We start from the raw sequence: 25,520 nt of genomic DNA, 5'->3' as shown, positions 1-25,520 counted from the left end.
GACGAAGGAGTCTGCGGTGCAGCTGTCATTGGCGGGGCAAACGGTTCTGGTCACCGGTGGCGGTAGCGGCATCGGTAAAGGGGTGGCCGAGGCAGTCGTGTCGGCAGGCGGTAACGCGATGCTGGTCGGCCGCAACGCCGACAGGCTCTCGGCCGCGGCCGACGAGATCGGGGCCAAGGGCGGTCAGGGGTCGGTGCTGTACGAGCCCGCCGACGTCACCAACGAGGAGGAAGTCGCTCGTGTGGTGGAGGCGGCGACGGCGTGGACCGGCCGCTTGCAGGGCGTGGTGCACTGCGCAGGCGGCAGCGAGACCATCGGCCCCGTCACCCAGATCGACTCCGAGGCGTGGCGGCGAACCGTCGACCTGAACATCAACGGCACCATGTACGTCCTCAAGCACGCGGCGCGGGAGATGGTTCGCGGCGGCGGCGGATCGTTCATCGGCATTTCGTCGATCGCGGCGAGCAATACCCACCGGTGGTTCGGCGCCTACGGGGTCTCGAAGGCGGGCATCGACCATCTGATGCAGCTGGCGGCCGACGAACTCGGCGCGTCATGGGTGCGGGTGAACTGTATCCGGCCCGGTTTGATCCGCACCGAACTCGTTGCGCCGGTTCTTGATTCGGCAGAACTGAGCGCCGACTATGCAAAGATCACGCCGCTACCCCGACCCGGCGAGGTCGAGGACATCGCGAACTGTGCGGTGTTTCTGCTCAGCGACGCCGCCAGTTACATCACCGGCCAGGTGATCAACGTCGATGGCGGCGTGCTCGTCCGCCGCGGCCCCGACTACTCGTCGATGCTGGAGCCGTTGTTCGGTGCGGACGGACTGCGCGGAGTCGTCTCGCAAGAGGGCTAGGTGTGATGTCCAGGGAGGTTGGTCAGTCGGGTGACCGGTGGGCGGCCTCCGATAGCGGAGTGGGCTCGGTGGTGATTGTAGAAGTGCAGCCAGCCGGGCAGCGCGGTGTTGCGCTGGTCGGTTGACTCGTAGAACTGGGCGTAGGCCCAACCGTCGCCGAGGGTGCGGTGGAATCGCTCGATCTTGCCGTTGGTTTGGGGCGGTAGGGGCGGGTTCGTTTGTGGGTGATGTTCAGTTCGGCGCAGGCGTCGCGCCAGTCGTAGGACCGGTAGGCCGCACCGTTGTCGGAGAGGACTCGTTCCACGGTGACGCCGTGCTCGGCGAACCACGTCACCGCCCGCTGCAACACACCGATCGCCGTGACCGCCTTTTCGTCGGTACAGATTTCGGCGTAGGCGACACGGGAATGATCGTCAATCACAGTGTGTAGGAATGCGATTCCGATTCGCGGGCGCCAGTTGTGGGAGCGATCACCGCGGTCACCCGTGCGTCGTGCCGTTTGGCGCGCGTTGCGCTTGCCTTGCTGGTGGGTCAAGAACTTGTGCCCGCCGCCGTCGGGGATGTTGGCGAACTTGGTGACGTCGACGTGGATCAGCGAGCCCGGATGGTCATGCTCATAACGTCGTATGGGTTCGCCGGTGACCCGGTCGATGTAGGACAGTCGGTTGATCCGGCACCGGGTCAGCACCGCGTGCACCGTGGACGCCGGCACGCCGAGCTGGCCGGCGATCTGCACCGGCCCGAGCCGCTTTCGCCACCGCATGTCCACGATCCGACGCATCAGCACCGGCGTGGTCTTGGTCGGACTCGTGTGCGGACGTGAGCTGCGGTCGGCCATCCCGGCCTCGCCCTCGACGCGGAAGCGGTCGGCCCACTTCCTGGCGGTTCGCGGGGCGACCATGAACATCTTGGCGGCCGCGGCGTAGGTCCAGTGGGACTCGACGACGAGTCGAGCGAGCCTCAATCGAGCGCGCGGGGTCAGAGCAGCGTTAGCGTGGGACACGAAGGCCTCCTGGTTGGTGAAGCGGTTCCTAGACAGCTCCACTTCACAACCGGAGGCCTTCCCTGTCACACAGGCTCACCGATAACGGGAGGGACAACCTCCCTGGACATCACAGCTAGGGGTGGTACGGCACTCCGACCGCGCGGAAGACATACTCCGGTGGAACGTCGAAAGTCAGTGAGCGTCGCGGCACGCGCGCCAGCACCTCGGGCGGGACAGCCGTCTTGTATTGCAGCGACAGCTGACCTTCGAAATGCGGGTCGACGGCGTTGATGTTGACCTCGATGTGCAGTCCGGTTTCAGACAGATCGGCTGTCACGGCGCCCGACTGCGCGGCGTCCCAACGCTGATCGATGGTGCGGCCGGCCAGCTTCGGCACGGATGACAGCGTGCCGAGTATCCGCTGATTGGTGACCACCAGCGAGCCGACATAACTCGACACGTTGCCGTGTGCGCGCTTACCGGGGATCTTGCCGCTGAACCGCCGAGTGACCGGCACGTACTCGGCGAGATAGATGACGCCTTCGGCCTCGGTCTCGGCCCGCAGTTCGTCGGTCAGTCCGCCGATGCGCAGCAGCTTGCGCAGAAACACCGCCATACAGGCACCGTAGCTCAGCCGCGGGGAATCCCGAGGACGCTGTAGGCAGAGGTCGGTGGGACGTCGAACGCCAGCGTTCGCGTGGTGACAAGACTCAGGACATCGTCAGGCAGAGCAGCCTTGTAGGTCAGCGAGAGGTGACCGCTGAACTCCGGGTCGACCTGTGGTAGATCGGGAATCGCGCGATGACCGCAAGGAATTCGCCCAGGTAGATGACGCCCTCGGATTCGACCTCCGAACGGATGTCGGCCAGCCACCCTAACGGCAGCGGGTGTCGACTGGTAGAGCTATTCCTATGACACCCAGGACGCGCCGGCTCCTGGGCTCCGCTGTAGCGGCGATAGGCGTGTACGCGCTGATGTGGATCGGCTATGTGTCTGGGTGGACGTGGTTGGCCGCGATGGACACGGCGGGCCTGGGGCCCGCGTACCGCTACGGCGAGCTCCACCCGGGCTGGGTGACGTCGTGGGACGTGTTCTGCACCGTGCTCGGGCCCAACGCTTTTCGCCTTGCAGGTCTGGTGGTGGTCGTCGTGGCGTTGTGGCGCCGCAACTGGCGGCTCGCGGGATTTGTGTTACTCACGTCGGGGCTGTCGGGACCGCTGATCGAGCTCGCGAAGCATTTGGCCGATCGCCCGCGTCCGCCAACGGCGCTGGTGTTCGCCTATTCGATGTCGTTTCCCTCCGGTCACGCGCTCGGCGTGATCGTCGGTGTCCTGGTGTTGTTGACGATCTGCTGGCCCGTCGTGCCACCGCCGCTGCGGGGGTGGCTCGCCGCTGTCGGCGCGTTGATCGTCATCTTCATCGGGATCGGCCGCGTCGTGCTCAATGTGCACCACCCGTCCGACGTCATCGCCGGATGGGCATTGGGCTACGCCTATTTCGCCCTCTGTCTACTGCTACTGCCGCCGCGGCGACCGGTCACCGCAGGGGGCGAAAAACCGGAAGTGCGCGATAGCGCACGTTGAAGGCGGCGTCGGTGAATTCCGTGCCGATCTCGCCGTCGTGGGCGAGCACCGTCGGGCCGTCGACGGCGGTGAACGAGAACTCCGGCACGCGCATCTCGTGGTACAGCGGGCTGCGGGTCAGCCGTCCCAGCGCCAGCGCCACCAGGATGCGCATTCTCGCGAGCCGGCGGCCCGTTTCCAGGATGCGGACGTCGAGCAGGCCGTCGTCCATCTGTGTCCGCCGTGACGGCGCGAATCCCGATGGCAGATACACGGAATTGCCGAGAAAGAACAGTGACGTCTGCAACGTCTTGTTGTCGTACTTGATGCGTACCGGTACGCCGTGTCGCAAGGTGTAGAACATCGCGTAGATGCCGGCCAATGGCTTACCGATCTTGTGCTCGTACTTCTCGCGGGTCTGCACGAACATCGGGTAGGCGCCGATGCTCGCCGTGTTGATCACCAACTGGCCGTCGTTGAGGCACACGAGGTCGACACAGGACACGGTCCCCTGCCGAATCGTTTCCACGGTTTTGGCCACGGTCTCGCAGCCGATGTCCTTCGCGAAGTGGTTGAAGGTGCCACCGGGGAAGACCGCCAGTGGAATACCGGCTTTGTCGGCGACACCGGCGGCACACGACACCGTCCCGTCTCCGCCGGCGACGGCGAGCACTTCGGCCCGCTCGGCCGCCGCGCGTAGCTCCTCCTCGATGTCGTCGCTCTCGTCGACCGAGACGATCTCGGTGCGCGGCAACGCATCTCGGACATGCTCGATTACGTCGGCGCCGGTCCCCCCACCGGACGCCGGGTTGACCACCAGTACCACGCCCTCGCCGTCGGGCCGTTGCCGTGTGTCCACCCGCAGTGGATCGGCGGTGGGCAGCCGAGTCGGCACGACCGGCGGCACCACCCGTGAACCGAGGACCGCGACACCAGCCCCGATCCCGAAGCCCGCGAGCACGTCGCCGGGATAGTGCGCGCCCGTGGCGATTCTCGACATCCCGACCAGACCGGCAAGCAGCGCCAGGCCCAGCCCCAGCGCAGGCGTCTCCAGCCCGACGCCGACGGCGAACGCGGCCGCGCTCGCCGAGTGGCCGGACGGCAGTGAGTTCGACGTCGGTATCCGACGCGTCTGCCGGGCCAACGGCACCAGCATCCGCGACGGCCGGGGCCGCTTCCACACCCGCTTGGCCACCTGATTGGTCAGCAGGCTTGTCACCCCGAGGGTCATCACCCCGCGGAACGCACCCCGCTTCATCGACGGCCCGCCGAAGGCCGCCAGCCCCGCGGCGATGGCGAACCACAGCTTGGAGTGGTCCGCGGCACTGGTCAGTCGCGGCATCACCGCGTCGATCAGCGGGCTCGGCGATTCGGCGACAGCCTCGAAGACCTCGCGGTCCAGCGTGCCGAGGCCCTCTCCGATCTGTCGGATGCCTCGATGGCGACGAATGGGCAGGAGGTTCATGTCGCTTAATCTATCCACGCGCCTGCGACAGCAAACCGATAACACCCCCTAGCATGTACGGGTGCGCCGGCTACTGACCCTGTCCTGCGTGGTCGTGTTGGCGCTCGCGACCGCATCCGTCAGCCAGGCGCAGAATGCGCCGTGGTTCGCGCAATCGGTCGGCAACGCCACCCAGGTTATTTCCGTTGTGGGCGTTGGCGGTTCGTCAGCCAAGATGGACGTCTACCAGCGCACCGCCGCCGGTTGGCAGCCAGTCGCAGTCGGAATCCCGGCGTTCATCGGCGCCTCGGGAATGGCGCCGCAGACCCATGACGGCCAGATGAAGACGCCAATGGGTGTATTCACGCTCGACTTCGCATTCGGGACTGAACCCAACCCCGGCGGTGGTCTGCAGTATGTCCAGGTCGGTCCCAATCACTGGTGGGACGGGGATATGAAGAGCCCCACTTACAACACCATGCAGGTGTGCGAGGAAGCGCAGTGCCCGTTCAACACTGATCCGGCCAGCGGCACCGAGAACCTCGAGATCCCCCAGTACGTGCATGCGGTCGTGATGGGGGTCAACAAGGAGCGTGTCCCCGGCAACGGCGGCGCGTTCTTCCTCCACGCCACCGACGGCGGGCCGACCGCGGGCTGCGTGGCCATCGACGATGCGAAGCTGGTCGAGATCATGCGTTGGCTCCGACCCGGGGCGCTCATCGCGATCTCGAAGTAACGGTCAAAGATTGATTGCCCGACCGGCTTTCACCTTGAAGTTGAGATTCTCGGTGGACATCGAGGCGTCGTAGGTACGGTCGTAACCGGTCTCGCTGATCCGCCAGCCGTCGCTGGTCTTGCGGTACCTGTCGTGGTAGAAACCCGCGCCGATCAACATGAAGTTGAAATCCGGCGCGATCACCCGGTCCTGCAGGTACCAGGTGGCGGTCGCCTCATCGCCGTCCACGGCGATCTCGGGGTGGGTGACGCGATGCTCGGTGATGATTTCCGGCCCGAGCGAGGTGCGCATGAAGCTGACCAGTTCATCGCGGTTGGTGAAGTGATGCTCCTCGCCGATCGACTCGCCGTACCGGCCGACCACGTCCTCGGTCAGCGTGTCAGCGAACTCGTCCCAGTGTTTGGTGTCGAGCGCGCGGAGGTAGCGGTACTTGACTTGCTTGATGTCGTCGATGTCACCCATGGCCGACATTGCAGCACACCGTCTACTGCGCCGCACCAAAACCGTGATGGTGGAACGGTGTTGGTACGGAGTGTCTAACGAATATCGGCAGGTCGGACCGCTATGGTGTGGTCCGTTATGAGCGACCCGTTGGGGTTGTCGATCGGGACGACGAACTTGGTCGCGGCGCGTGTCGGCAATCAACCCGTAATACGCCGTTCGGTGGTGGCCCTCGCCGACGGCTCCGTGCTGGGCGGATTCGTCGAACGCATCGGCGACCCGGTTCCGTTGGTCGCCCCGGACGGAACGTCGCACCAGGCCGATCGGTTGTTGGTCGAGGCGCTGGGAGCTATGGTCGGCGCCGCGAGTGGGCAGCCCTCATCCGACGTTGCGATCGCTGTGCCTGCGCACTGGGGGATGGGGACACTGCGCAGTCTGCGCACCGCATTGCGCGCCGATCCGAACCTGGCGTCCAACGGTATGCCCGCGCGACTGGTGTCGGACGCCCTCGCGTCACTGACCGCGCTGAAGAGCAATCCCGGGTTGGCATCGCAGGGTGTGATCGCTCTGCTGGATTTCGGCGGCAGCGGGACGAGCATCACGCTGGCGGACGCCGGCAGATCCTTCGAGCCGATCGATGAGACCACCAGGTATGTGGAGTTCTCCGGAGACCAGATCGACCAGTCGTTGCTCAGCCACATCGTCAACGACCACGCGGCGACAGGTGACGCCGATCCGGCGGCCACCGCCGCGGTGGGATCGCTGGCCCGGCTGAGGGACGAATGCCGTGCCGCCAAGGAGCGGCTGTCCACGGAATCGGTGACCGAAGTCGTCGCGGAGCTCCCGGGTCACCGGTCGACGATTCAGGTGACGCGATCGGATTTGGAGTCGCTGATCGCACCGGCGCTCGGTGGCGTTCTCGCCGCGCTGGATGATACGTTGGAGCGCAACGGAATTGGCTGGCACGACGTCGCTGCCGTCGCGACAGTGGGCGGCGGTGCGGGTATTCCACTGATCGCACAACGTCTTTCGGAGCATTCGAACAGGCCGGTAGTGACGACACCACAGCCCGCATTGGATGCGGCAGTCGGCGCGGCATTGTTCGCGGCATACGGTTCGGCGGCCGATGCGCAGACGGGATTGGCGCCGGCGGTGGCCGATGCCGATACGGGTAGGGCGCGTGCGGCCGATGCGCAGACGGGCATGGCGCCCGCGTCGGAGACTGTCAGTGCGCTGGCGTGGTCCGAAGACGACGACGTCGTCGATGAGCCCGTGCCGTACACCGGCGAGAATCCCTACACCAATCCGTATGACGCAGAAGCAACTTCAATGCGTCAACCGGTGCAGTACGTGCCCGCGACCGGGCCGATAGATGAACCACGTGTGTGGCAACGGGTGCCGCAGCTGGTCTTCGGGGTGGCCGCTGCGATCGCGTTGATCGCCGTCGGCGGAGTGGCGATCGCGTTGACGAGCAACAGCACCCGCGAGACGGATTCTCCTCCCAGCACCGTCGCCCCGGTCAAACCGCCGAGCGCGGAGCCGCCGCCCGCGAGTCTCGAACCACCGGCATCGGTTGCCCCGCCGCCCCGGGAAACTGTGACGGTCACCAGTGAGGCACCTCCTCCACCCACCACCCAGGAGCCGGTCACGACATACGTGACCACCACACCCCCGACGACCACGACGCCGCCGACGACCACGACGACAACCACAACGATGACGACCACGACGACGACGACGACAACGACGCCGACCACCACGACGGTGACCACCACCACGACGCCCGCGATGACGACGAGCTACATCACGGTGCCGTTCGTCCCGGTGCCGATTCCGGTTCAGGTGCCCAACAACCCGTACCAACCGGCCCCTGTGCCGTAGGGATTACGGCGGGGACTGGTATTCCGGTTCGTGGAACCGGTTGATGATCGGAATGCGTTCCAGAATCCGATCGCGCAGCCGTGGCTGCGGAACGATCACGGGCACCGGTGGTGGCGCAATGATCGGCGGTGGCGAATACGTCGGTACGGCGGGCGCGTGTGCCGGGATCGCGGGTGGTAGAGCCTCTGGGACAGGCGGCGCGGCGGCCACGATGGTCTGCGCGACGACGGGGCGTGCCGCCTCCAGCGATTCGGTCAGGTTCGACATCTTCGTCGCGGATTGTGTGTCCGGCGGTGTAGGCACCTCGGCGCTGGGCTCGGTGTTCGCGGCGTGCTGTTCGGCCACCGCCTCGTCGGACAGGCTCGATACAAGTGCGATCGACAGCGACACGACCAACGTCACCGCGGCTGCGGCGACGACCGCAGTCAACGCGCGGACTCTCGACGGCCGATGCGAACCGGCGGTCTCCAGGCCGTTCACTGCGCGGGCCGACGCCAGCGCGGCGCCCCGGGCGAGCGCCAGATCAGCTTCTGCGGCCGAGAAGACGGGGGCATCCGTCACTGCCTCGAGCGTCGATTTGATCAGGTCGAGATCCTCGGCCGAGCCGACCACGAAGATCGAATCGGGACGCCAGTCATCGAGATCCAGCATCGCCATGACCGAACTCGGCAGCTCGACCACATCCGACCCGTCAGGGGGACGGGCGAAGCGGTCGACGCTCACCCCACCGGCGTCGACGATCGCGACTACCGCGCAGTCGGGTTCGACGACGCAGACAGCGATGTCCTCGTAGTCGGCGATGCCTGCGATGCCGGACGCCAAGACGTCGCCCGCCTCGAGTTCCGAGACCGCGATGATGTTGTCGTGGCCCCTGGCCTCCAGAGCCTGCTGAACCCCCGATGCCGCATCTTCTGCCGCATTGGTCCAGGTCAGGCCGATGGCGTGGATATGTCGTTCTGGTTCGGCGACCAGCAGCACATCCAGCAGATCGTCCGGGTCGACCGCGTCGGCCAGGTCGAACGTGCCGCGGTCGATGGTGGCGCCCTCACCCGTGGTGCCCTCGACGAGAACCCAGCGCACGGCTCGCGACGTCATCGAAACGCCGAGCACGACCTCCATGGTGATGCCCCCGATCTTGCCGCAACTCGTACCGAGGGTACCGCTAACGCCTCAGAACGCGTCGGGGTCTTCCTGGACCGCGACGGGGACCGGGTGCTGGTAGAGCCGCGCCGCGTTCTCCCACGTGACTTTTCTGATGACCGACTCGGGCAGCCCGCTGATCTGCTCGTCTATTTTCTTCTGGGTGTGTGGCCACGTGGAGTCGCAGTGCGGGTAATCCGCCTCGAGCAGAATGTTGTCCGTGCCGATTCGCTCATGCTGAATGAATGACGACTGGTCCTCCACCGCGCAGAACCAGAAGTTCCGTTTGAAGACCTCCGCGGGCGTCAGCGTCTCCCCGAGGGCCCGCCATGTTCCGTACATCTCGTGGTAGCTCAGCATGTGGTCGAGTCTGTCGAGAAGGCCAGCCACCCATCCGATGCCGCCCTCTGAAAGGCAGATCTTCAGATCGGGGTGCCGGGTGCACACGCCGGAGTACAGCCAGTCGACGGCCGCGGAGATCGCGTAGGCGAAGAACAGCACGCCTTGCACATCGGGCGGTGCGTCGGCGGTGGTGGACGGTGACGTACCCGACGACCCGATGTGCAGGTTCACCACCGTTCCGGTGTCTGCGCAGGCCGCCATCAGCGGCTCCCAGTAGCCGGAGTGGATTGTCGGGAATCCGAGCAGCGCCGGGTTCTCGCTGAACGACACCGCGTGGAATCCGCGCTCGGCGTTCTCGTAGATCATCTTCGCGCCGACCTCGGGATCGAGGAGCCACGGCAGCTGACACGGGATGATCCGGTCGGGGTAGGCGCCCGCCCATGCCTCGAGGTGCCAGTCGTTCCATGCCCGCACCGACGCCATCGCGAGGTCGCGGTCCTTGGTGACCTGCTGCAGTCGCTGGCCGGCGAAGCCGGGCAGGAAGGACGGGAAGTTCAGCGATGCATATACGCCGTTGACGTCCATGTCCTTGACACGTTCATGGATATCCCATGCGCCACGGCGCATTTCGTCGAACCGGGCGGGTTCGAATCCGTACTCGGAGACCGGCCGGCCGACCACCGCGTTGAAGCCGACATTTGGTAGTGAGGTGCCGTCGTACATCCAGGTCTGGCCGCCGTCGTCGGTGTCGACCACCCGTGGCGCGCGGTCGGCGAACTTGGCGGGCACGCGCCCGGCGAACGTATCGGGAGGCTCGACGATGTGATCGTCGACGGAGATCACGGTGTATTTGCGCTCGGCACGTTCGGGCTCCGGCAGGAAGGTCACGGTGCGCTCATCGCCCGTCTTGGCCGTGGTGAAGTTGAGATTCGCCGCCATGTCGTCGATGGAAGTCATTGGCTTTCCTTACTTCTCGTCATCGGTTGGGCCACTAATTCAGCACGTCGGGGTCGGCTTTGATCGTCATGCGGGCGGCGCCGGCCCAGTAGACATCGGCGGCGCGTTCGATCAGCGATTGCTGCATGCCGACCATGTCGCCGCGGCTCATCTTCGACGGTGTCCGCCCGGTCAGCATCACGTCGTAGGCCAGCCGGCAGACCCGCTCGATGGACACCGCCCGATAGACCGCCTCGGCAAGGTTGCGCCCAGCGGCGATGACGCCGTGATTGGCGAGGACGATGAGGTTGGCGGAACCGATTTGCTGTGCCAGTTCGCTTGCGCGCCAAGGGGCGTCGATCTCGCCGTCGTAGTTCTCGACGAGGTACATATCATCGAGGAACAGCGCTCCGGTCTGATGTACGAGTTCGGGCAGAGTACCCAGCGCCGCGATCAGGCTGACGTAATAGGGATGGTTGTGGATCACCACGCGTGCGTCCGGCCGGATCCGGTGCAGTTCGGTGTGCAGGTGGATGGCGGGTGTGACGTCCCAGCGGCCCCGGACCACACGGGCATCCTCGTCGACGACGCAGATGTCGGATGCGGTCAACTCCTGCCACCACAGTCCCCACGGGTTGACGTACATGTCGGAGCGAGGCTTGTCCGAGCGACCATTCAGCTCGGATTGTCCGTCGGGTTGCCAGGTGATGTGCCCGGCCATGTTCTCGGCGAAGCCGACGTCGGCGAGATGCCGGAAGGCGACGGCCATCAGTTGTCCGTCAGTGAGGTTGTCCCCGATGGGTGGCGTCTTCGACGGCGACCACACGTCGAGGCCGCCGCGCCGAATCTGTTCTGCCGTCATGATCCCTCCCGGATCCGTTCGCGAAGTTGACCTTTGGCGACCTTGCCGCCGGACGAGCGCGGTAGTTCATCGAGTACTTCGAGCCGTTCGGGAAGCAACTCCTTGGAGACACCTTGCGCCAGCAGGTGTTCGACGAGTGTCGGCAGGTCGAGGGCGCCGGCCCGCCGGAGCTCGACGTAGACGCAGACGCGTTCGCCGAAGACCGGATCGGGCATCGCGACCGCCGCGGCCACCGCGACGGCGGGATGTGTCGCCACGGCCTCCTCGACCTGGACGGCGCTGATGTTCTTCCCGCCGCGCAGGATGAAGTCCGATGTCCGTCCGGTCAGCGTGAGATAGCCGTCGGCGTCCAGCTCGCAGATGTCACCCATCCGCATCCACCCGTCCTCGGTGAACAACTGGTCGTGGTCGGTGCCGTTGAGGTATCCCAGGGACAGCGCAGGTCCCCTGCACGCGGGCTGTCCGCGACCGGAGTCGGTGACGTCGCGGTTCCCGTCGAACAAGCGCACCTGCATCTCCGGCACGATCCGGCCCGCGGTGCGCAGTCTGCGGTCGAGCGAGTCCTTCACGGTGGTGGCGCTCAGCATGCCCGTCTCGTTGGAACCGTAGAACTGCAGGATGGTGACGCCGGTCAGTTGCTCGAACCGTGCGGCCTGGGTGTACGGCAGTGGCTCACCGCCGGTGAACACGACGCGCAGACTGCTGAGGTCGTGATCGCGCGATGCAGGATCCGCGAGGATCATCGCCAATTGGGTGCTGACGCAGCACAACACCGTCGCGCGGTGCCGCTCGATCGCCGCGCATGTCGCGGCGGGATCGAAGCGCTCGATGCGCACGGTGGTAGCGCCGAGGTGGATGGGCGTGGTGTGTGAAGTCCAGATCCCGAATCCGAACGGTGTCGGGATGATGGGCAGGAAGACGTCGTCCGCGGCGAGCTCGCCGTTGGCGACCGCCTTGAGGTGGAAGTAGTGCCATCGGTTCTGCGTGTGCACAACGCATTTGGGTGTGCCGGTGGTGCCGGACGTGGAGTTGACCAGGAACACGTCGTCTGGACCGGTCGGCGACAGGCCGGTGTCGGCATGAGGTGCCCGCGTGTCGATGGCGAGTTCGGAACCCAGCACAACGACACGCAGCGACGGGTCGGCGGCCTCGGCAGCGGAGCTCTGCCGTTCGGTATCGGCGACGAGCAGGGCCGGGTTCGTGGTCCGCAGGATCTGCTCGACTTCGCGGACGCCCGCGCGCGATCCCAGTCCCACGACCGTCGCACCGCACCGCTCGATGGCGACCAGCGCCAGGTGGATCGACGCGCTGTCCTTGTGCCACAGGCCGACCCGGTCACCCGGCTGGACACCGAGGCCGCGCAGATCGCAGGCCAGGTTCGTGGCGGCGTGGTCGAACTCCGTCCAGGTGAACTGACGGTCGGCCGAGTCGAGAGTGAAGTCGATGTAGGCCGGTTTGTCCGGCGACGAGGCTGCGTTGCGGTGGACGCAATCGGACAGGGTGACATCCGACCACCACCCGGCGGCTCGATACTGCGCCGCTTCGGCGCTCGTCACGGCGACCCCGTCGACGCCCATCACCAAATCATATGAAAATAAGGACCTTGGTCAACGGTGGGGTCAACGGTCGGATCCCGGTGGGGTGTGCGCCCAGTTGCGCAGCATCGATGGGTTGACGATGCCCGACGACCCCGGGTAGTGCTGCGCGTCGACGAGGTGGGCCGCGGCCAGGTCGTGGGCACGGCGGACATCCCCGTCGGCAATCGCGTCGATGACCTGCAGGTGGTCCTCGAGGACGGCCAGCCGTTCGTCGATCGGCACGATGCTGCCGTCGGCCACCCGGCTCGACCAGCTGGTCTCGTGCGCAGACCACAGCATTTCGAGCGCGCCGGCCAGGATGATCATCGTCTGGTTTCCGCACAGCGACACGAGCGACTCGTGGAACCGCCTGCTCGCCGACGTCACGAGCAGCAGGTCTTCGACAGCCTCGACGGCCTCGGCATGCAGCCGTCGCAGCTGCGGCACCACTGCGCGTCCGCGGTCGCCACGTTGGGCACACAGACCCGCGCATGCCGGCTCGACCTGGAGGAGAGCGTTGCCGACGTCGGAGAGGCCCACCTCCTGGGAGCCGAGCACCAGACCGACCGTGTAGGCGACGTTCGCGGCGTTGGGCCGTCGTACCACCGCTCCGCCGAGCTTTCCGCGCCGCACGCGCAGGAGCCCCTCGGCCTCGAGGATGCGCATCGCCTCGCGCAGCGACGGCTTGCTGACGGGGAACTGGAGGAGAAGCTCGTCCTCCTTGGGCAGGATGCTGCCGTCGGCCAGCTCACCTCGCAGAATGCGCCGCCGGAGCTCGTCTGCGACCTGCTCGGCGAGGCGGCGAAACTGGATGTTCGGGGATGCCACGAGTCGATTGTCCACGTATCAACCATCGACCAGGCCCTTCACCGCCAATAACGGACTGGTAACGAAAGTATCTCGGGCCCGTGACCTGCGGAAACATCGTCGCAGGTCGGACTGTTGCTGTGTTTGTACCGATTTGCGGTTATGGTGCTTGGCGTGGGTCGGCACTCATTAGCCAAAAAGCGACGTAAGTCGCCGGTTGTAGTGGCTTCGGTACTCGGCCCCGCCGCCCTCTGGTTCGCGATAGGTGCCGACGTCCAACCATCCAACGATGCCGTCGCTCACGCGGCCGCCCCCGAGGTCGCGCCGTTGGACGTGGAAATCGTGGCCGTCGGACCGATGGCGCCGATGCCGGCACCGCTCATAGGCCAGGTCAGCCTGAGCTCCGGGGCGGACTCCGGCACCAGCAACGTCATCGCCGCGTCGCGGTATCGGACCGTCGATCGCACCCTGCCCGTCGGACTCGCGCCCGAGAGCGGACTGCAGGTCAAGACGATCCTGGCGTCGCGTGCCATCACCGCGGCCTTCCCCGAAATCCACAGCATCGGCGGCGTTCGGCCCGATGCCCTGCGATGGCATCCGAACGGTCTGGCGCTCGACGTGATGATCCCCAACCCCGGCACCGCCGAAGGGATTGCGCTCGGCAACGAGATCGTCGACTACGTGCTGCGCAACGCGTCGAGGTTCGCCATACAGGACGCCATCTGGCGCGGTGTCTACTACACCCCCAACGGAGCGCAGCGCGGTGGCGGCTACGGCCACTATGACCACGTTCACGTGACCACGACCGGCGGCGGATACCCCACCGGCAACGAGAACTACTACCGCTGAGGCGGATCGTCACGGGCGAAAAGTCACCCCACCGTCGACACTGATCGTCTGTGCGGTGATGAAGCTGCCGTCATCGGAGAGCAGCAGGGTGCCGAGCGCGGCGACGTCGTCCGGATTTCCGAACCGCGACTTGATCATCTGACGGGCCCGCGTCTGCTCGACGATGCCGTCGGGCATCCATTGTTCGTCGAACTTGTAATGCCAGATCAGGCCCGGGGCAATGGCATTGGCGCGGATGCCCTTCGGACCGTACTTGCGGGCGATATGACGCATCAAGGCCAGTTCCGCCGCTTTGCTCATCGCGTAGGAGACGCGAGTGCCTGCGCCGTTGTAGGCGTCGATCGACGCGGTGAACACGATCGACCCGCCACCTGCTTCGATCATCGGAGGGATCGCATGTTTGGCGCAGATCACGAAACCTCTTGTGTTGACCCGCATCACCTCGTCGAATGCCTCCAGCGGCAGCTCGACGACACCACCGGGCAAGTAGGCGTCGGCGGCGTTGGTGAAGTTGACGTGCATACCGTCGAGCCGCCCGAACTTCTCCACCGCCAACCCGACGATCGAGATCACTGATTGTTCGTCGGCGCCGTCGAGTGCGACGCCGAGCACCCGCTGTCCCGACGGGTCGATCTCGGCGGCGACGCGCGACGTCAGCTCGGCATCGAGGTCGCCGACGACCAGCCGGGCTCCCTCGTCGGCGTATCGGCGGGCGAGTCCATTCCCGACGCCGCCCAGCCCGGCGAGGATGACGACCTTGTTTTCTAGCTGTCCCGGCACGTCTGACATATTGCCCGACGCCAACCGGGCCCGTCATACCGCTGTGGCCTTTGCTATCCGCCCATAAGGTGGTCCTGGCGGACTGCGTTTCGCATGCCGCGATCCTCGGGAGGTTGAGTTGGAGGGCACGCCGTTCGGGCGCTACCGGTTGGTCGAGTTGCTCGGTCGTGGCGGAATGGGCGATGTCTGGCGCGCCTACGACACCGTGACCGACCGCGTGGTGGCGGTGAAAGTCCTGCCTGCCCACCTGGCCAGCGATCGGACGTTCCAGGAGCGGTTCCGCCGGGAGGCCAGGGCAGCCGCGGGACTCAACAATCCGCATGTGGTGCCGATCCACGACTTCGGTGAGATCGACGGCCGCCTGTTCGTAGACATGCGACTCATCGAGGGTGAGGATCTGGGCACGGTGCTGGCCTCCGGGCCGCTACCCCCGCACCGCGCCATCAAGATCATCGAACAGATTGCGTTGGCGCTGTTCGCCGCCCACCGGATCGGGCTGGTGCACCGCGACGTCAAGCCGTCGAACATCCTTGTCACCGAGGATGACTTCGCCTATCTGATCGACTTCGGCATCGCTCGAGTCGCCGGCGAAGCGGGGCTGACCGACACCGGCGCCGCGGTGGGCACGTGGGCCTACATGGCGCCCGAGCGATTCTCGGCAGGGTCCGCCGATGCGCGCGCCGACGTCTATGCCCTCACGTGTGTGCTCTATGAAGCGCTGACCGGTGAATCACCTTTTCCGGCAAAGACACTCGAGCAGATCGCCACCGCCCATATGCTCCAGCCGCCGCCGCACCCGTCGACCGTCAGACCGCAGATTCCGCAGGCGATGGACCAAGTCATCACCACCGGCATGGCCAAGGAACCCGACCAGCGGTACGCGTCGACGAAGGATCTCGCGAGCGCCGCCCGGGCTGCGGTCGGTGGGCAATCGGATCAAACCCAAGCCGCACCGCCGCTGTGGACGTCGCAGCGGACCGAGCAGGTGAACCAGCCCGGCCCGACGATGGCGGGCCCGCCGCCAGAACCCACCGAGCGGATGCGTCGACCGGACCCGGCGGCCCTGGCGGCAACCCAGTACCGACCGCCGGCCGACGCGAATCCACCTGAGCAGACCGCGCCGCCATCGGGGCGGCGCAGAAACATTCTGCTTGGCGCCGGCGCCGCTGTGCTCGTCGTGATCGTGGCGGTCGTCGCCACGATCCTGTTCACCGGTGACTCCGACTCGCCATCGAGCGGCACTGCGTCGTCGCCGTCGTCACCGTCCGCGTTGTCGAGATCCTCCGGGGCGCCGCCCGTACCGCCTCCGCCCGGAGGTGCGATGTTCAACGGCGCCCAGCCGTGGACCGTGGACGTCTCCGGAGCCGCGAAGTCCGAACGCAGCGACGCGATCATCGGTGCGCTCACCGCTGCGGGCGGATGGGGTACGGAAAACCGGCTGCAGATCGACTTCTCGAATGCTGTCTTCTACGCCGACGGGAGCACGCCACGGATGCAGGTGGTCGGCGCCGAAGATTACTGCGGCGGCGGTCCGGACTGCGATGCGGTGCCCGCGGAAATGCCGGTGCCTGAGAATGCCAACATCGGCGGGTCCACGGATCTCCAATGCGACCCGTCGGGCAACACAGAGGGTCAGGGCGACTGCCAGCTGCTCGTCGTCGACCGGGACGGACAGAAGCTGTACGAGACATACCAGTCAACAAAAGATGGTGACGCCCTCAAGGCCCAGGGACTGTTCATCTGGGACCTGAATAAGGAGTACCCGGACAACCTGCGCGGTGACCAGTGCACAAGCGCGGACGCGGGGGGTTTCCCGATCGCCGCCATGACCCCCACCGCCGACGAAGTCGCCTCAGGCTCAATCGATCACGCGATCCGGTTCATCCTGCCCAACGACCGGATGCGGGCGGAGGTCTATGTGCATCCGGCGAGCCACGCCGGCGGCCCGGAAAGCACCGATGCCAATGCGCCGCCCTACGGGGTGCGGTTCCGATTGAAGGCCGACTTCGACGAGTCGGGCTACACCGACCCGCAGAAAGTGGTGATCACGGCCCTCAAGACCCACGGGATGCTGCTGGCCGACGGCGGGACGGTGCCGCTCACCTTCGCCGACGATCGCACCAGCACCGCCAAATGGGCGGAGCTGGGTATCGCCTCGGACACCTTCAGCGCCATCACATCCGATGCGTTCGAGGTCGTCGAAATGGGGCCAGACGTGCCGTTGACCTACGACTGCGTCCGTAACCCTTAGGGAACGCAAGGAATGCGTCGCGGGATTGTCGTCGTCGGCAGCGGCCCGATCGGGGCAGTGGTTGCCCGCCGATTCTCGGAGGCGGGGGAGCAGGTGGCACTACTCGAAGCGGGCCGGCCGATCTCGGACCCGCCGGGTAGCCATGTGCGCAACCAGATCCGTTTTCAACAAGACCCGGACTCCTACTTCGCCAGAATTGCCGACCATTTCAGGTATTTCGACGCCGCGGCACCCCCCGCGGGCTTGCCCGGCGCGTCGACGACCATTGCGGCCGGCGGGCAGGGCGTGCTCTGGACGAACAACTGCCCGCGACCCGCCGCGTTCGAGCGGTGGCCGGTGATGCCGGACGCCGAATGGGATCGCTATCTCGGTGACGCCGAACGGTATCTCGATGTCCGCGACGACACGTTCGACGCCTCCGTCCGCCAACGGTGCATCGTCGAGCGACTCCGTGACCGGCTCGCCGAGGACGGCCGCGAAATCGTCGGACAGCCCATGGCGGGAAGGCTTTTGGATCCCGCCACGATCCACTACGTCGCGTCCGCCGACGTCCTTGCCGGTACCGGGGTGAGTATCCGTACCGCCGGGGTGAGTCGCATCGTCGTCGGCGGGCAGCGCGTCTCGGGTGTCGAGCTCACCGGCGGCGAGCACGTCGACGCCGACGTCGTCGTGGTCGCCGCGGGCGCCTTCGACACACCCGCTCTGCTGCACCGCTCCGGATTGGCGTCCCCGGCGCTCGGCAAGCACCTCACCTATCATCCGGTTCTGTTTTCACAGCTGGTGCTCGACGAGAGCCTCTGCCGCGGTGATGGTTACGACATTCCGCCGCGCCTGCAGATTCCGCCGACCACCGCGGCACCCTGGAACACGATGATCCTTCGCGACACCTGCCCGGCACCCGCGGAACCACCCGATGTCGAGGTGGCATCCAATCGGCTCGTTGAAATTCAATCGTTCTGCCCGGTGGACAATCACCCGGACAACACCATGTTCTTCGAGGGGTATCGGGTGTGCTTCGATGTTCCGCTGCGCGCAGCCGACCGGGCGCGTATGGACGCCGTCGCCGCCGACCAGCGCCGCCTTGCCGGCGGCCTCGGTCGATTTCGCGCGGGCGTGGAACCCCAGTGGATGGATCTCGGATTCGCACATGTGATGGGCACCTGCCGCATGGGCGCCGCCGATGACGGGTCTTCGGTGACTGACGAATTCGGCCAGGTATGGGGAACGGATGGCCTCTACCTCGCGACAGTCGGAGTGATTCCGACCGCCCTGGCGGTCAACCCGACGCTGACCGCGGCGGCACTGGCGGTTCGCAGTGTCGATCATGCACTGGGGCAGTAGGTTTCGCGGGTCACACCCGCAGTGCGGTGAACGGCTCGAACGGCAGATTACGCACGACGAACCACACTGTGACGAGAACCATCGTCACCGCGGCGGCCCAGCGGTGGTTCTGCAAGCCTGTGAATTTTCGGCCGACGACGCGACCGTAGGTCCAGACGACGTAGGCGATGAACAAGAATGCGACTGCCGCGACAGCGAGAGCGTTGAAACGCACCGCTGCCAGAAAGTCTCCGTGCAGCAGCGAGTAGATCATCCGAAGTGTGCCGCATCCCGGGCAGTCAATGCCAAGAAGCGCTTTCGTCGGGCACACGGGCAGGAAGCCGCCCGGTGTCGTCGGATCGCCGATCCAGACGGCAGCACACGCACCGGCCGCCAAGGCGCCCACCAGAAGTGGGCCACCGAGGCGGTCAGGCGCGATATGCCGAAGTTGCGTGGGAATCAGTAGTCCGTCGTTGTCGTGGTGCTGAAGTCCGCATTGATGACGCCTGCGGCGATGAGGATGCCGATGACGACGTACACGGCGATGGTGGCAACGATGCTCCAGATCGCCCATTTCTTGGCGGCGGCCGACGATGCCTGCGCCGCGGCGTACTGGCCCTGCGCCCAGAGTCCGCTGACCTGGCTCGCCTTGACGATCGAGATGATGCCGAACGGGAGGCAGCAGAACAGTGTCGTCAGAATGCCGAGCACCAAGTGCGAGCTTGGCTGCGCCCCTTGCGGTTGCGGGGGCGGGTAATTGCCAGGCGGTTGTTGTGTCATCGTCGTCTTCCTTTGAAGGCCGTTAGGACGGAAAGCGGTGCTAACGGTACCGGAGAGGCGTCCCAAAAGACGCGAAAATCAAGATCAATCGGCGGTCACGTAACAGCACCCCGATACCGTCCGTGAGCTGCGCTTTCTGGATGTCAAAGGGGTGGCGAGCACATGCAGAACGCGACCGATGCGCGCATAGTCGAATCAGGCATCGATTCCCGAAGGAGACTGAGATGACGGACGCTGGGCAGCCGGATCCCGATTACCCCCAGATGGCGGCGGTCCGCGGTCGCGTCGAACCGTGTCCTCGTCGGGTACGCGGGTTTCTCGGTTCGGAGCTGGTCTTCGACACTACCTCGGCGCGCTACGTCTGGGAGGTGCCCTACTACCCGCAGTACTACATCCCGGTTGCCGACGTCCGCGCCGAGGCCCTGCGCGACCATCCGGCGGCGAAGGTTTTCGAGCAGGGTGCCTTCGCGGGACTTGTGCGGTTCCGGTGGGACACACTCGATTGGTTCGAGGAGGACGAGCCGATCTACGGGCATCCGCGGAATCCGTATTCGCGGGTCGATGCCCTGCGGTCTCACCGCCACATCACGGTCGCGCTCGACGGTGTGGAGTTGGCCGATACCCGCTGCCCAGTAATGCTTTTCGAAACCGGGCTGCCGACCCGCTACTACATCGACCGCACCGACGTGGCGTTCGACCATCTCGAGCCGTCGACCACGCAGACGCTGTGTCCGTACAAGGGCGTCACGTCGGGTTATTGGTCAGTGCGGGTGGGAGACACCTCTGTCGCCGACCTTGCGTGGACCTACGACACGCCACTGCCCGCGGTCGCGCCGATCGCGAACATGGTCGCGTTCTACAACGAGAAACTCGATATTACGATCGACGGCGTGCAATTGGCACGGCCCACAACGCATTTCAGCTAGCTAGCGGCGAGCGCGGTACGGCACAAAGCCACCGCGGTGATGTCATCCTCGTCGATCAAGTCGGCCCCATCGGCGCACAGGGAGTCAACAACCGACTGCGGGGTCATTCCCTCACGATTGGTGCACCCCGCGATTGCGCCCTCGAGGCCCTCCAACGAGCCGCCCCACCGATCCAGCACTCCGTCGCTGACGAGCAGGATCATGTCTCCCGGGTGCAGGTTGTCGCTGATTTCCAGCCACTCGTCGCCCACTCCCACGGGCATATCGTGGGACACCAGTCGTTCGACCCGGCCCGAGCTGGTGCGGACGACGAAGTGCAACCCGTGGCCGGCGTCGGCGATTTGGAAGTTCCCCGACTCCATGTCGACCAGGACATAGGCGAGTGTGACGAATGCGCTGATGCGGCGCAGATCGCCGTCGAGGATGCCCGCTGCGCGGGTGACGACATCCGATGGGCTGCTGTCGAGATCGAGGGACCTCAGCGCGGTGCGGGTCGCGGCGGCGAGCATGCCTGCGTCGATGCCCTTACCCATGACGTCGCCGAGGCTGAGCGCGATGCAGGGCTGATGTACGCGCACATCGTAGAAGTCCCCACCGATCTGTCTGGCTGGGATCATGGACGCGCCGAATGTCCAACCCGGGGTCGGCGGCAACTCGCCTGGCGCCAGTGCACGTTGGACCTCGGCGGCCCGGTTGATCTCCTCCTGCTCGAGCTGGCGTAGCCGCTCCGATTCGGTGACATCGTGGAAGTGCAGCGCAAGGAGAGTCCCCTCGGGTTGCTCGCCGATGACGGCGATGCTCACGTCGAAGCTGCGGCCATCGGTCAGCGCCAATGTGAGTCGTGCGTTGTCGTCAACGAGAGAATCGGCGGCTTCCGCGAGTCTGGCAACCGCATCCTCACCCATCAAGCTGTCGAGTCGCGTGACTCCCTTTCGCAGTCCGGGCAGCAGGTCCCGCGCCGTGGGGTTGGCGCGTTCGGCAATCCATAGGGTGGATGTGCGGACGACCATCAGCTTGCCTGCGACCGATGCGTTGAAGCTCTTGCGGAACAATTCCTCGCTCTCGTGGAGCCGCGTCGACATGTCACGCTCGGATCCCACCACGATGGACAGCGTGAGAAACACGGCCACCATCGACATTTGATAGACCTGCATCAGGACGGCGCCCGTCGAGATTCCCCACAGCTCGAATGACAACGGGCCCATGCCGAAAACACTGCCGTTGGCCGCGATACTGGCAACGCCGACCATGAGCAGGGACAGCATCCAAGTCGACAACCGAAGCGCCGCCCCCACCAACGGCAGGAATGGCAGCCATTCCAATGGCAACGGTTCGACCGTGAACACCGCGGCCGCGACGCCCAGGGCCGCGACAGCGTGTGCCATCGATTCGGCGAAGCCTGCCTGTTGGTTTCGCAGCGGCGGCGTGATGAACAGCGGAGTGAGTAGCGCGATTCCCGCAGCGTGCTTGAGCACACCGGTCTGCAGCGACTCCAAGGCGGCTACAGGTTGGCCGAAGAGTGAAAAGGCGGCGAATGCGAGCAGGCCATACAGCGCCGTCGATACCAGAGCGATCCCGAGAAACCGGGCCAGATCGGCCGGAGTGGCCAACCGCGGTAGGCGATCCCGGCGGCCGCGCAAGAGCAGCGTGCCGACCACCATCTCGGCGGCCACGGCTACAACCAACACAAGAGCGAGCAGCGGCGGCCGCCCTGCCCACACCAGGACCGGCAGCGTTATCGCCGCGACAGCCGGCGCGAGGAACCACATGTACCGACGTGGAAAACAGACGCCCAAGCCAAGCGCGATGCCGGAGGCCGGCCACAGGGGCGGTGTCGCCATGCCCGCTGGTTGGCTCACGATGCTCAGCACCGCGACCGTCGCCAAAGCGAGCAGGTTGGTCACGATGACTACCGCGTTGGGAGCCCGCCACCCGCTGATCACGAAAGCCTGCGTTTCTGAGGCAATCTCGGCACGCGATAGTCGAGGACTCGACGTGACCGGGTCAGGTGAACCAGCGGTGACCGTCATTGGCTGCCGCGCATACTCATTCAGACTGTCCCCGAATCAGCGTCCAGTTGTTTGCAACGACGTGCGACAGAATAGTTCTTTCCTGGCACGCGGAAAGCAAATCAGGCCGAACTCCGCGACTCTGCCCAGTGGCTGTCTCAGAGACCCGTCAGCCGACCTTTTGCAGCTGGAACGGGCTCTGGGTCACGATTCCGCCCGCGCATCCGTAATTGGAGTCCGTCGACAACACCCCGGCCAGCGTCGCCGGGTCGACGGACATCGACACCACGGCCGGCTCATAGTGCCCGTCGTCGCAGGTGAGACCGCCTGGCTTCGATACCGTGAAGTTCCAGCGGCCGCCGGAGAACGTGGTGGGAGTGGTCCAGCCCTGGTTGCTGGCGACCGTGCCGGTGCAGCCGGCAGCACCGCAGCTCGTCGCGATGGTCCAGACGTTGTAGGGGTCGCCGTCGGTTGCGCCGTAGGTGCCGTTGAGCAGCGGTGGGTCGGCCGCCGCGGTGCCGGCGAGCGCAACGCCCGCGATCGCCGGCGCGGCGAAGGCGACGGCCAATGTGCGCAAGACCTTATTCATAGTGATTCAGCAATTTACGGGCGTATTGCCAGGATCGACGCCGCCCACACCAGCGATTCCCGGTTTGTGCCCAACATGTCGCCGAATCGACATCTGATCCCGCACACCCATCGGCCATCGCTGCAGGCTTATCGGACGTCTGCCGCGATGATCTCGGCACTACGAGGCGTGAACCGCAGGAACACCTTTGCGACCAGAGGCGCGGCGAAGAGCATCAGCACGACGCGGATCACCTGGGATGTCATCACGAACGCGACGTCGGAGTCGGATCCGATTGTGGTTCCGAGTACCGCGTAGATGCCGCCGGGGCTGGTCGCGAGATATCCGTCGAGCTGGCTGAGGCCGGCGACATTTGCCAGCACCGCGCCGAAGCCGGCCACGACGAGGTTGAGCACCGTGATCAACGCCAGCGCGGTGGGCAGGATCCTGCGGATCGCACGAATCGATTCACGATCGAACTCCAGCGCGGTCTGCCAGACGATCATCAGCGCAGCAACCTGGACCACCATCACAGGCACGTCGAGCCCCACCAGCAGTCCGCTGAATTCCCCGACGATGGTGAGCGCCATCGGGCCAAGCAGCCCGGCGCAGGGAAGCCGCACCGCGCGGCCGGCCGCCGCGCCGGCGGCGACGATCACCGCGATCAGCGGCAGGCTGAACAACAACGGCAGCGAGCGTGTGGCGTCGGCAGTAGATGCCCCTGCAGCCGTTCCGCCGTAGACGACCGCGACGACGAAAGGCATTGCGGCGGTGATGAGTACCACGCGTAGGTACTGCACGGCCGCGACGACACGATCGTCCCCACCGAGCTCGCGGGCGATGGACACCACGCCTGCCGAACCGCCCGCGACAAGTGAAAGGGCACCCGTCAGCGGACTGATGCCGCGGTGCATGCCCAGCAGCGCACCGCCCGCGATGCAGACGGCCAGTGTCCCGACGGCGACCGCGAGGACTGCCACCCAGTCCGAACCACCGAGAGAGGCGAACGAAATCTCTCGGACCAGCAGCCCAGTGGCCACCCCCAGCGCACCCTGGACCGCCACCGTCGACGCCGGTAGCGCCCTCGGCGCGTAACGCGCGAGGCTCCAGGCCAGGAAGCCGCAGATAACGGCGGCTGCGATGAGATCGATGGTGGTCACGACGCCTAGCTTCGGACGGCGTTCTTGGCGATTCCTAAAAGCCGACGGTTCCAAGAAACTTTAAAGAATCGGCGGTCAATGTCAGGTCACGAGCCTGGCGACACAAGAAAGGAGACCGCCGATGCTCACGTGGGAGACACGAGACGCGACCCTGAACCTCCGGCCGATGACCGGCCACAAGGTGTGGCATCGGGCCACGTTTGACGACGCGTCATACACGATCGTGGTCGAGCCGCACCAAGCCGAGGCATGTCTGCACATCCGTGATGAGCTGCGGCGACGCGCCAAGCGGATCGATACCGTCGAGGCAGCCGACTTCGTCGAACCCGCACTCGCCGAGATGGCCGAATCCATCGGCAACCATGTGCACTCCGGCGCCGGTTTCATCGTCCTGCGCGGCTTGCCGTTGCACGGATGGACCGACGAGGAAGCCTCGATGCTGTACTGGGGTATCGGGACCTACGTGGGCACGCCGTTGCAACAGAATCGGGCCGGCGAACGCGTCTACCTTGTTCAGGACACCGGCGCGACGCTGATGGAGGCACGCGGGTCGAAGACGAATCTCGGGATGATCTACCACACCGACTCGGCTTCCGCCTTCGTCGGCAGCCGTCCCGACACCCTCGCTCTGATGTGCCTGCGCAAGGGGGTGTCCGGTGGTGAGTCGCTGGTGGTCAGCGGTCACACCGCGTACAACATCCTCTTGGCGACACGCCCGGATCTGGTGGAGGTGCTCTACGGCGAGTTCCTCTTCGACCGGTCGAAGGACACCGCCGACGGCGAGGACCCGGTTTCGCGCGGTCCCGTGTTCGTCGACACCGACAAAGGCGTCCACATCCGGTACAACCGCTTGCACATCGAACTGGGCCACCACCTCTCGGGCCACCCGCTCACCGCGCTGCAGCATGAGGCGCTCGATGCATTCGACGCGATCCTGACCGATCCTGCGAACGCCATCGACTTCACGATGGAGCCCGGCGATGTCCTCTTCGCCGACAACAACACCATGCTCCATAACCGGAATGCCTTCGAGGATGCAGAGGAGGTCGAGAACAGGCGCTGCCTGGTGCGGCTCTGGCTCGCGACAGCGCCCTAGACGTTGCGCGGATGATGGCAGGCCGCGAAGTGCTCCGGCCGGTGGTGTGGAAGCGGGATCGCTTCGTGCGTTTAGCGGGGGCTGTGCGGGTGGGGTAGTTCGTTGCTGCCCTTGTGTCCCTGGCCGTTGTGCTCACTGTGCGGGGCCGGAGTGTTCGGGAACGGGAGGTGCACGCCGGTGGAGGTGCTGCCGGGGGCGGGGACGGGACG

23 protein-coding genes and 1 pseudogene are annotated in these 25,520 nt (G+C 65.8%); 9 read left to right on the top strand and 15 right to left on the bottom strand.

The genetic code is table 11. The annotated features are described in order from the left end of the window. The first annotated feature begins 16 nt into the window (after positions 1-16). Complete coding sequence (locus tag AB4Z42_RS17795; RefSeq protein WP_442010540.1) at positions 17-859, top strand: SDR family oxidoreductase; 843 nt, start codon at positions 17-19, stop codon at positions 857-859. Here the strand turns inward: AB4Z42_RS17795 and AB4Z42_RS17790 are convergent. Beyond that, positions 856-1,862, bottom strand: a pseudogene (locus AB4Z42_RS17790) (IS481 family transposase). The gene AB4Z42_RS17795 and the pseudogene AB4Z42_RS17790 sit on opposite strands and share 4 nt — an antisense overlap. A 115-nt stretch (positions 1,863-1,977) precedes the next feature. After that, on the bottom strand, positions 1,978-2,460 hold the full coding sequence (locus tag AB4Z42_RS17785) for a hypothetical protein (RefSeq protein ID WP_442010539.1): 483 nt from the start codon (positions 2,458-2,460) through the stop codon (positions 1,978-1,980). Positions 2,461-2,755: 295 nt separating this feature from the next. On the opposite strand from AB4Z42_RS17785, the gene AB4Z42_RS17780 reads away from it, so the two are divergent. Next, positions 2,756-3,427 carry a phosphatase PAP2 family protein gene (locus tag AB4Z42_RS17780; protein WP_442010538.1) on the top strand — a complete coding sequence of 224 codons (672 nt, stop codon included), beginning with the start codon at positions 2,756-2,758 and terminating at the stop codon, positions 3,425-3,427. On the opposite strand, the gene AB4Z42_RS17775 is transcribed toward AB4Z42_RS17780, so the two are convergent. Beyond that, the gene (locus AB4Z42_RS17775; protein ID WP_442010537.1) at positions 3,381-4,871 is read right to left on the bottom strand and encodes a bifunctional phosphatase PAP2/diacylglycerol kinase family protein; all 1,491 of its coding nucleotides are present in this window, start codon (positions 4,869-4,871) and stop codon (positions 3,381-3,383) included. The genes AB4Z42_RS17780 and AB4Z42_RS17775 overlap by 47 nt on opposite strands. A 61-nt stretch (positions 4,872-4,932) precedes the next feature. On the opposite strand from AB4Z42_RS17775, the gene AB4Z42_RS17770 reads away from it, so the two are divergent. Beyond that, a complete protein-coding gene (locus AB4Z42_RS17770; RefSeq protein WP_442010536.1) occupies positions 4,933-5,586 on the top strand; it encodes a L,D-transpeptidase family protein in 654 nt (217 codons plus the stop codon). 3 nt (positions 5,587-5,589) lie between these two features. Here AB4Z42_RS17770 and AB4Z42_RS17765 read toward each other — a convergent pair whose 3' ends face one another. After that, positions 5,590-6,048, bottom strand: coding sequence for a nuclear transport factor 2 family protein (locus tag AB4Z42_RS17765; protein ID WP_442010535.1), 459 nt, complete (start codon positions 6,046-6,048; stop codon positions 5,590-5,592). A gap of 117 nt (positions 6,049-6,165) precedes the next feature. Between AB4Z42_RS17765 and AB4Z42_RS17760 the strand changes: the two genes are divergently transcribed. Next, positions 6,166-7,908, top strand: coding sequence for an Hsp70 family protein (locus AB4Z42_RS17760; RefSeq protein WP_442010534.1), 1,743 nt, complete (start codon positions 6,166-6,168; stop codon positions 7,906-7,908). A gap of 3 nt (positions 7,909-7,911) precedes the next feature. Here the strand turns inward: AB4Z42_RS17760 and AB4Z42_RS17755 are convergent, their stop codons facing one another. The 5 genes from AB4Z42_RS17755 to AB4Z42_RS17735 are packed head-to-tail and all read right to left on the bottom strand — an operon-like array spanning position 7,912 to position 13,593. Next, entirely contained in the window at positions 7,912-9,027 is a 1,116-nt protein-coding gene (locus AB4Z42_RS17755) for a DUF7159 family protein (protein ID WP_442010533.1), read from the bottom strand. A gap of 51 nt (positions 9,028-9,078) precedes the next feature. Next, a complete protein-coding gene (locus AB4Z42_RS17750) occupies positions 9,079-10,347 on the bottom strand; it encodes an amidohydrolase family protein (RefSeq protein WP_442010532.1) in 1,269 nt (422 codons plus the stop codon). Between the two features lie 34 nt (positions 10,348-10,381). Then, positions 10,382-11,188 carry a class II aldolase/adducin family protein gene (locus AB4Z42_RS17745; RefSeq protein WP_442010531.1) on the bottom strand — a complete coding sequence of 269 codons (807 nt, stop codon included), beginning with the start codon at positions 11,186-11,188 and terminating at the stop codon, positions 10,382-10,384. Continuing rightward, positions 11,185-12,765: a class I adenylate-forming enzyme family protein gene (locus tag AB4Z42_RS17740; protein WP_442010530.1), complete on the bottom strand. Its 1,581-nt coding sequence runs from the start codon at positions 12,763-12,765 to the stop codon at positions 11,185-11,187. Before AB4Z42_RS17740 ends, AB4Z42_RS17745 begins: the two co-directional genes overlap by 4 nt. 42 nt (positions 12,766-12,807) lie before the next feature. Then, positions 12,808-13,593 (bottom strand): FadR/GntR family transcriptional regulator, encoded by a 786-nt coding sequence (locus AB4Z42_RS17735; RefSeq protein WP_442010529.1) that lies wholly within the window; start codon positions 13,591-13,593, stop codon positions 12,808-12,810. A gap of 141 nt (positions 13,594-13,734) precedes the next feature. Between AB4Z42_RS17735 and AB4Z42_RS17730 the strand changes: the two genes are divergently transcribed. Next, positions 13,735-14,421: a hypothetical protein gene (locus tag AB4Z42_RS17730; protein ID WP_442010528.1), complete on the top strand. Its 687-nt coding sequence runs from the start codon at positions 13,735-13,737 to the stop codon at positions 14,419-14,421. Positions 14,422-14,430: 9 nt separating this feature from the next. Here AB4Z42_RS17730 and AB4Z42_RS17725 read toward each other — a convergent pair whose 3' ends face one another. Continuing rightward, positions 14,431-15,210, bottom strand: coding sequence for an SDR family NAD(P)-dependent oxidoreductase (locus tag AB4Z42_RS17725; RefSeq protein WP_442010527.1), 780 nt, complete (start codon positions 15,208-15,210; stop codon positions 14,431-14,433). A 109-nt stretch (positions 15,211-15,319) separates the two neighbouring features. On the opposite strand from AB4Z42_RS17725, the gene AB4Z42_RS17720 reads away from it, so the two are divergent. After that, positions 15,320-17,452 (top strand): protein kinase domain-containing protein, encoded by a 2,133-nt coding sequence (locus AB4Z42_RS17720; RefSeq protein WP_442010526.1) that lies wholly within the window; start codon positions 15,320-15,322, stop codon positions 17,450-17,452. A 12-nt stretch (positions 17,453-17,464) separates the two neighbouring features. After that, a complete protein-coding gene (locus AB4Z42_RS17715) occupies positions 17,465-18,793 on the top strand; it encodes an FAD-dependent oxidoreductase (protein ID WP_442010525.1) in 1,329 nt (442 codons plus the stop codon). Positions 18,794-18,803: 10 nt separating this feature from the next. On the opposite strand, the gene AB4Z42_RS17710 is transcribed toward AB4Z42_RS17715, so the two are convergent. Next, complete coding sequence (locus tag AB4Z42_RS17710) at positions 18,804-19,178, bottom strand: DUF2752 domain-containing protein (RefSeq protein ID WP_442010524.1); 375 nt, start codon at positions 19,176-19,178, stop codon at positions 18,804-18,806. 53 nt (positions 19,179-19,231) lie between these two features. After that, entirely contained in the window at positions 19,232-19,552 is a 321-nt protein-coding gene (locus AB4Z42_RS17705; protein WP_442010523.1) for a CD225/dispanin family protein, read from the bottom strand. Between the two features lie 224 nt (positions 19,553-19,776). Here AB4Z42_RS17705 and AB4Z42_RS17700 point away from each other — a divergent pair, with 224 nt between their 5' ends. Then, on the top strand, positions 19,777-20,478 hold the full coding sequence (locus AB4Z42_RS17700) for a DUF427 domain-containing protein (RefSeq protein WP_442010522.1): 702 nt from the start codon (positions 19,777-19,779) through the stop codon (positions 20,476-20,478). Here AB4Z42_RS17700 and AB4Z42_RS17695 read toward each other — a convergent pair. From AB4Z42_RS17695 to AB4Z42_RS17685, 3 genes are all read right to left on the bottom strand, one after another. Continuing rightward, positions 20,475-22,421, bottom strand: a complete 1,947-nt coding sequence (locus tag AB4Z42_RS17695) for a SpoIIE family protein phosphatase (RefSeq protein WP_442010521.1) — start codon at positions 22,419-22,421, stop codon at positions 20,475-20,477. The two genes, AB4Z42_RS17700 and AB4Z42_RS17695, sit on opposite strands and share 4 nt — an antisense overlap. Positions 22,422-22,656: 235 nt before the next feature. After that, positions 22,657-23,076 (bottom strand): hypothetical protein, encoded by a 420-nt coding sequence (locus AB4Z42_RS17690; protein WP_442010520.1) that lies wholly within the window; start codon positions 23,074-23,076, stop codon positions 22,657-22,659. Positions 23,077-23,204: 128 nt separating this feature from the next. Then, a complete protein-coding gene (locus AB4Z42_RS17685; RefSeq protein WP_442010519.1) occupies positions 23,205-24,215 on the bottom strand; it encodes an AbrB family transcriptional regulator in 1,011 nt (336 codons plus the stop codon). A gap of 121 nt (positions 24,216-24,336) precedes the next feature. Between AB4Z42_RS17685 and AB4Z42_RS17680 the strand changes: the two genes are divergently transcribed. Then, the gene (locus AB4Z42_RS17680; protein WP_442010518.1) at positions 24,337-25,311 is read left to right on the top strand and encodes a TauD/TfdA family dioxygenase; all 975 of its coding nucleotides are present in this window, start codon (positions 24,337-24,339) and stop codon (positions 25,309-25,311) included. Positions 25,312-25,520: the final 209 nt, after the last annotated feature.

Source organism: Mycobacterium sp. 2YAF39 (assembly GCF_052114565.1).
Lineage (GTDB): Bacteria > Actinomycetota > Actinomycetes > Mycobacteriales > Mycobacteriaceae > Mycobacterium.
Note: the sequence above shows the minus strand (reverse complement) of the source record. Positions and strands in the feature narration are given on the sequence as shown.